8 protein-coding genes are annotated in these 6850 nt (G+C 63.7%); 1 reads left to right on the top strand and 7 read right to left on the bottom strand.

Annotation, left to right across the window (positions count from 1 at the left end):
• The first annotated feature begins 8 nt into the window (after nucleotides 1-8).
• A complete protein-coding gene (locus MHX61_RS10755) occupies nucleotides 9-254 on the top strand; it encodes a hypothetical protein (RefSeq protein ID WP_239194763.1) in 246 nt (81 codons plus the stop codon).
• Here MHX61_RS10755 and MHX61_RS10760 read toward each other — a convergent pair.
• The 7 genes from MHX61_RS10760 to hemL all read right to left on the bottom strand — a co-directional run bounded on the left by MHX61_RS10760 (nucleotide 251) and on the right by hemL (nucleotide 6618).
• Nucleotides 251-511, bottom strand: a complete 261-nt coding sequence (locus MHX61_RS10760; protein ID WP_239194766.1) for a helix-turn-helix domain-containing protein — start codon at nucleotides 509-511, stop codon at nucleotides 251-253. The two genes, MHX61_RS10755 and MHX61_RS10760, sit on opposite strands and share 4 nt — an antisense overlap.
• Nucleotides 512-1531, bottom strand: coding sequence for a c-type cytochrome biogenesis protein CcsB (ccsB, locus tag MHX61_RS10765; protein WP_239194769.1), 1020 nt, complete (start codon nucleotides 1529-1531; stop codon nucleotides 512-514). It abuts the gene before it with no gap.
• A 94-nt stretch (nucleotides 1532-1625) separates the two neighbouring features.
• Nucleotides 1626-3257: a cytochrome c biogenesis protein ResB gene (locus tag MHX61_RS10770; RefSeq protein ID WP_239194771.1), complete on the bottom strand. Its 1632-nt coding sequence runs from the start codon at nucleotides 3255-3257 to the stop codon at nucleotides 1626-1628.
• A 7-nt stretch (nucleotides 3258-3264) separates the two neighbouring features.
• Nucleotides 3265-4068, bottom strand: coding sequence for a cytochrome c biogenesis CcdA family protein (locus MHX61_RS10775; RefSeq protein WP_239194774.1), 804 nt, complete (start codon nucleotides 4066-4068; stop codon nucleotides 3265-3267).
• Complete coding sequence (locus MHX61_RS10780; RefSeq protein WP_204610322.1) at nucleotides 4069-4677, bottom strand: TlpA disulfide reductase family protein; 609 nt, start codon at nucleotides 4675-4677, stop codon at nucleotides 4069-4071. It lies immediately after the preceding gene.
• Nucleotides 4677-5285, bottom strand: coding sequence for a histidine phosphatase family protein (locus tag MHX61_RS10785; protein WP_239194777.1), 609 nt, complete (start codon nucleotides 5283-5285; stop codon nucleotides 4677-4679). Before MHX61_RS10785 ends, MHX61_RS10780 begins: the two co-directional genes overlap by 1 nt.
• Before the next feature lie 22 nt (nucleotides 5286-5307).
• A complete protein-coding gene (gene hemL / locus MHX61_RS10790) occupies nucleotides 5308-6618 on the bottom strand; it encodes a glutamate-1-semialdehyde 2,1-aminomutase (RefSeq protein WP_034668211.1) in 1311 nt (436 codons plus the stop codon).
• Between the last annotated feature and the right edge of the window lie 232 nt (nucleotides 6619-6850).

The following is a 6850-nucleotide window of genomic DNA, read 5'->3' on the forward strand; positions in this document are numbered from 1 at the left end:
TTCCACGCATGGGCCGAATCATCCTCCTTTTACTCTTTGTCCTCGCCGCCTACTTGGTCTGGAAGGCCTTCGGGCCCTCCACCTGGAAAAAGCGCGAGGTGGACCAACCCCGCGCTATCAAGGGCCCCGACGATGATGAGGAATTCCTGTGGAACTTAGAAAAGGAGCGCTTCAAGCAGCGCCGCGCCCAGGAGGCGGAGGAAGAAAAACGCCGCCAGCGCCGCACACGCGACACCGACGGCGAGAAGGACTAGGCTTCCTTCGGCACGAAACGCATCTCAAGGCCTAAGGCCTCGGCCACGGCCGTGATCTTTTCCCACCGCACGCCCACACCACCGTGCTCGATGGTGTGGAGGGTGGAGCGGGAGATACCGGCGGCGTCGGCAAGCTGCTGCTGCAAAATGCCCAACTCGCGGCGCCGCTCGGCAAATTGGGCGCCAAGGCCCAAAATCACGGCATTATCGCCGGCCGGCTTGCCCTGCTTATGGCGCGGGCTCGTATGCTCCGCCATCTAGTTCAGCCCCGCATAGGAGTGCAGGCCGGAGACGACCATATTGATAAAGAACAGGTTGAAGACCATCAGCGCCATCGCCATGACGTTGATCCACGGCGCCGCCTTGCGGAAGGCCGGCGTCGCACGCGCATGCAGGTACGCGGCATACAGGATCCAGGTGGCAAAGGACACTGTCTCCTTAGGGTCCCAGCCCCAGAAGCGGCCCCAGGCGGACTCGGCCCAGATGGCGCCCAAGAGGATGCCCAAGCCCAAGGTCGGCAGGGTGATAACAGCCAGGCGGTAGGCCAGCTGGTCAATCTTCGCGGCAGAAGGCAGCGGGCGGGCCACCGCACCGAAGAAGCCATGCTCGGCATGCTTCGGTTGCGCCATACGGAACAGCGTCAGCAGCGAGACAATGCCGGAGATAATACCGATGGACGCACCCAAAGAAACCACGGTGACGTGGATGGGCAGCCAGTGCGACTGCAGCGCCGGCACCACCGGGGCGGACTCGGCATAGAGCTTGGTGGAGCCATAAAACATCAGCGCGAGGGTCGGGGTGAGCAACCACGGCCACACGGTCCGCCATTCCTTGCGCTGCATGGCAATATTGCCCACCAGCAGCACGCCAAAGCTCACCATCAGCACGTACTCGTACAGGTTGCCAAACGGGAAGCGGCCGGTAGCCAGGCCACGTAACACAATCGCCGCGGCGTGCAGGGCAATGCCCACCCACATCAGCGCGCTGGTCATGCCGCCGAGCTTATCGGCCTTGCGCTCCTTTTCCTTCAGCTCATCGGCCGTGATTCCGGAAGAAGACTGGGCAACCTCGCCGGCATAGCTCTGCTTGTCGACGCCCCCAGCGCCCGCCCCCACCAAGACCTTCGCGGCCTCGGACTTCACGGCGCGGCGGCCCTCGATGATGCCCTGCATGCGGCCGTAGTAAAACAGCGACAAAAAGAGCGCGACGCAGTACACCACAAAGGCGGTCTGCACCGCGATATCCGAGAAATTAGACAGATTCTGATCGATCTGCATGAATGCTCCTAGCCTTCACACGTGCGGTATAAGTGCTGATTACCTTACTCAGCGAAACGGCCCAATCCAACTTTTGTTGGATCGGGCCGGGGCGCTAATCGTCGGTATAAAGTTCGTCTTCTTCGACCTCGTCTGGGTCGGGCAGCTCCAGCAGCGCGCGGTGCAGCTCGTGGAACTCCTCGGACCAGCCGGCGCGGTCGGTGCGGGCGAGGCCGCCCATTTCCACGTCGGTGCCGCCGGCCGCGTTCGGCCGCAGGCGGATGTAGACGCGGCGGCGCTTAATCACTAGCGATCCCACCAAGGAAATGAGCATCACCAGCGCGGAGGCCAGCACCCACTTCTGGAAAGGATCATAAGAGACCTGGTAGTTGGCGAACTCGCTGGCGCCGTCAAAGGTGATCTTCGTGCCATCGTCCAGGGTGACGTCCTCGCCCTGGTTGAGGTTCACGCGGTCAATCTTTTGTAGCTGGCCGGACTGCACCAGGTTCGGGTCCAGCGAGAAGAAGGACTGCGGGGTGCCGGTGTCCAGGCCGGCATCACCGCGGTAGATATCGATGGCCATCGCCGGATCCTGCAGCCCGGGATATGCGGACTGCAGCAGCTTGCCGTTCTCGCCGGCCCATTCGGCCGTGGGCGCGAAGAGGCCCTGGATGGCGATCTGGTTCTGGCGGCGGTCATAGAGATCCGGGTGCATGCCGGCCGGTGGGTCGAAGCGCATCGCGCCGGAGGACAAGAAGAAGGTCGTGTCATTCGGCTGGAACTGAATGGTCTGGGTGCGCTTTTCGCCATTGGGCCATTCCACCGTGACCGTCGGCGCGTAGCCGTGGCCCTGCAAGTAGACGCGGTTGTGCGCCAAACGCAGCGGGTGGTTGACCTTAAGCTCATAGTCCTTCCACTCGGAGTCATCCTTGTAGATGTCCTCGCCCTCCGCGTAGGAAACGTTGGAGGTAAACATCTCCGCCTGGCCGTTGGGCAGGTAATCCGCCGCGAAGTCATGGGCGATGAGGCAGAAGGGGTGGAGACCGGTGCCGTCGAAAAGCGGGCCGGCGCGGAAGGAGTCAAAGTTGGACGTGGAGGTATTGCAGAACTCTGTGGACTGATCCAGGGTCTGGCCGCCGCCCTGCGAGCCGGACTCGGTGACCACGATGACCTGGCCCTCGTAGTTGACCAAGCGGCCAGCGGCAACGGTCACCAAGATGGCCACCAGCGCCACGTGGAAGATCAGGTTGGCCAGCTCGCGCCCGTAGCCGCGCTCCGCGGAGAAGGTATGCACGCCGGCGCGGTCTTCTTCTGGGGCGTACTCGGCCACGCGCCACTTCTTTAGGCGCTTTTTAATTTCCGCGGATAGCTCTTCCTCGCTCTTATCCGAGTGCCCCTCGGCCGCCAGCGGCAGCTTGTGGAGGTACTTCGGCGCGCGCGTTGGCGGGGTCTTCCATGCCTTGTAGTGATCCCAGGAGCGCGGCAGGATGCAGCCCACTAGGGAAATGGCCAAGAGGATGAAGATGGCTTGGAACCAGACGGAAGAAAAGACGTCGAAAAGCTGCAGCTTGTCGTAGATCTTCGCTACGTTGCCGTTGGACTCGATGAAGTCCTGCACGTTCTGCTCGTTGAGGTCGCGCTGCGGCAGCAAGGAACCGGGAATCGCGGCCAGCGCCAGCAAGAAAAGCAGCGCCAGCGCCGTGCGCATGCTGGTCAGCCAATGCCAGGCTTTGCGGAAATATTTCACGTCTCTCCTAAATCAGGGTTGCGCCAAAGTTGCCGGTCCACTGGCGGATAAGGCTAATAAATTCGCCCCACAGGCCGGTTACCAGGGCCAGGCCGACGAGGATCATGGCCACGCCGCCGATTATCTGGATGGTATGCGAGTGCTTGCGGGCCCACGAAATCGAACGCATCGCCCGGGCAGAGCCCAGCGCCACCAGCAGGAACGGCAGGCCCAAGCCCAGGCAATAAAAGATGATGAGCAGCACGCCGCGCGCGGCCGTCATGCCTTCGGTGCCGGCCGATACGGAAATAATGGCGGCCAGCGTTGGGCCCAGGCACGGCGTCCAGCCCAGCGCGAAAATCCCGCCCAGCAGCGGCGCGCCCAGCCAGGTGGTCCAACGCTTCGGCGCCATGCGGGTGTCTTTTTGCAGCGCCGGGATCGCGCCGAGGAAAACCACACCCATCAAGATGGTCACGCCGCCGCCAATGCGCATGAGCGTCTCCTCATTGAGCCGAAGCGCGGAAATCGCGCCGAATACGGAGACCGTCGCCAGCAGGAAAACCACGGTGAAGCCCAGGATGAACAAGGCGGCGGCCAGTACCACGGCCCATTGCCTGCGCTTTCCGACGCCCACCCCCAACTCACCGTCAAACGTAACCTCGCCGCCCACCACGCCGGCCAGGTAGGAAATATAGCCAGGCACCAGTGGGACGACGCACGGGCTGGCAAAACTCACCAGCCCCGCCACGGCGGCCGCGAGCAGGCCCAGAATCAGTGGGCCGGAGGTCGCGGCCTCGGCAAAGGAGTTGCCGATGCTCGCTGCGTTATCCATTTATTCCTTTTCTAGTTTGTCCACTACGTCCATCACGTCTTGGGCGGTGATGGACCGCAAAAAGACCGTAGCCGGGCGGTGCTGTTTGTCCAAGACGATGGTGGTCGGGACCACAGAGGTGGGCACGCCGCCCAGGGCCGCCGCGGTCTTAAACGGCGGATCGTAGATGGAGGGATACTTCAGCCCGTTGTCTTCGAGGAAGTCATTGGACACCTGCGGGTTATAGTCGCGCACATTGATGCCCAAGACAGTGCCAATCTTCCGCTTTTGCAGCTCGGAGTGGACTTCTTGGAGGTCATCGGCCTCGGCGCGGCACGGAGCGCACCACTGGCCCCAGGAGTTGAGCACGACGATTTCGCCCTCATAGTCCTCCAGGGAAATGGTCTTATCCGTATCGCGCACATCCTCGCCGGAGAAGGTGCGCAGCGGCTTGCGCTCGGATTCCTCGTAGTTGATGACCTTTTCGCCGCCGGGCGTGATGAATTCGAAGTTGCCGCCGGTAGCCACCGCGTTTTGCGCGTTATCGGCGTCCTGCGAGCAACCGGCAAGCGGCAGGGCGACGACCGCCGCTAGCACCGCGCCAATCGCGCGTTTGCGTTGTAGTGCCATTAAATCTCCTGGGCCGGCGAGGAGTAGAAGATGTCGGTGACCTGGTTGTCATCGAAAAGCAGGGAGGTAACCGTGGCCAGGTCGCATTCGCGGTTCCACGGCGCGTGCGGCAGGCGCTGGCCCAGCACGGTGCGCTGCACCATCACGATGGGCAGCTGGTGGCTGACCAAGATCGCCTCGTGGCCGGCCGCGGCGGTGCGGGCGCGTTCGATGGAGCCCAGCATGCGCTCGGCAATCTGCTCATAGGGCTCGCCCCACGAGGGCTCCAGCGGGTTGACCAGCAGCGGCCAGCGGCGCGGGTTCCACAGCGCGGAACGCAGGCCTTTTGTGCGCAGGCCCTCGAAGCGGTTGCCGGACTCGATGAGCGTCTTATCGACGTCCACGTCTAGCCCCGTTACCTGCGCAATCGGCCGCGCGGTTTCCTGGGCGCGCTGCAGCGGCGAGGCCGCCAGGTAGGTCACGTCGTGGTCGCGGAAAGACTCCGCGGTGCGCGCCGCCATGGAATGCCCGCGCGAGGACAGGTGATAGCCCGGGATGCGACCGTAGAGGATCTTCTCCGGGTTGTGGACCTCGCCGTGGCGCACGAGGTGAACGATAGTGCGTGTCATGTCTCTCCTTGGTGTGCGGGACTTAATGTGCGGGACGCGCGGCGGCCGCCGCCTGCGCGGCGGGCTTGAGGGCGGCTTCGATGAGTTCAAAGTCGGCGTCGGTAAGAGCATCCGAGACAAACCAGGTCTCGAATGGGCTCGGCGCGACGTAGATGCCGTTATCCAGCAGGGCGTGGAAGAACGGGGTGAAGCGGAAGGTCTCGGCCGCCTGCATATCGGCAAAGTTGCGGCCCTCGCCCTCGGCAAAGCGGATGGAGAACATCGAAGACGCCCGCTGGATGTGGTGCGCTACGCCCTCGGCCGACAGCGCGGAAGAAATCATGCCGGTCAGGCGATCCGCGTTGGCCTGCAGGCGCTCGTAGAGCGATTCATCGGCCAACTCCAAAGACTTCAGGCCGGAGGCCATAGCCACCGGATTACCGGACAGCGTACCGGCCTGGTAGACCGGACCGTCCGGCGCCAGGTAGTCCATGACTTCGGCGCGGCCACCGAAGGCAGCGGCCGGCAGGCCACCGGAGACGACCTTGCCGAAGGTCACCAGGTCCGCCGCCACGCCGTCGACGCCGTACCAGCCCTTATAGGAGGTACGGAAGCCGGTCATGACCTCGTCGAGGATGAGGAGGGCGCCGTCGCTATGGGCGACGTCGGCAAGCGCGGCGTTGAAGCCTTCCTCTGGTGCCACGGTGCCCATGTTGCCGGCCGAGGCCTCCGCGATGATGCAGGCAATCTCGCCTGGGTGCTGCGCAAATGCCTCGCGCACGGCCTCGATATCGTTATAAGGAACGACGATGGTATCGGCCGCCGTCGCGCCCGTAACGCCCGGGGAATCCGGCAGCGCAAAGGTCGCCACGCCGGAGCCGGCCGAGGCCAACAGCGCATCCACGTGGCCGTGGTAGCAGCCCTCGAACTTCAAGACTTTGGCGCGGCCGGTGTAGCCGCGGGCCAAGCGCACCGCAGACATGGTGGCCTCGGTGCCGGAGTTAACCATGCGCACCTTATCGGCCGCGGTGCGCGCGACGATGGCCTCCGCGAGCAAAGCCTCACCCTCGGTGGGCGAGCCGAAGCTCAAGCCACCCGCAGCCGCCTGCTGCACGGCCTCCACAATCTCTGGGTGCGCATTGCCGTGAATCATCGGGCCATAGGAGCTAACCAGGTCAACGTACTCGTTGCCGTCGACGTCCCACAGGCGCGAGCCCGCACCGCGCTCAATTACGCGAGCCTGGCCACCCACGGAGCCAAACGCGCGCACCGGCGAGTTCACCCCGCCCGGAATCACCTTGGAGGAACGCTCAAACCACTGTTGCGACTGGGAAGTATTAGGCATGTCTGACATTCTAGCGATTCGCGCGCTATACAAAAGTTGGAGTGCGCGATTCACAGTCAGCCGCTAAACTTCGGGGCGTTGCACTTTTCAATTCGGGGGGATTTTCAATGCAGCGCACTCTCATTTTCGCCATCCTGGCCGCTTTCTGCCTCGCCGGCTGCGCCCAGCCCGAGCCCGAGCGGCCGCTGCCTACCTCGGTGGGTGCCACCCCGCTTGCCGACGCCCCCTCCTGGCAGCCCCC

The organism is Corynebacterium sp. ACRPF (genome assembly GCF_022347395.1).
GTDB classification, from domain to species: domain Bacteria; phylum Actinomycetota; class Actinomycetes; order Mycobacteriales; family Mycobacteriaceae; genus Corynebacterium; species Corynebacterium tuberculostearicum_D.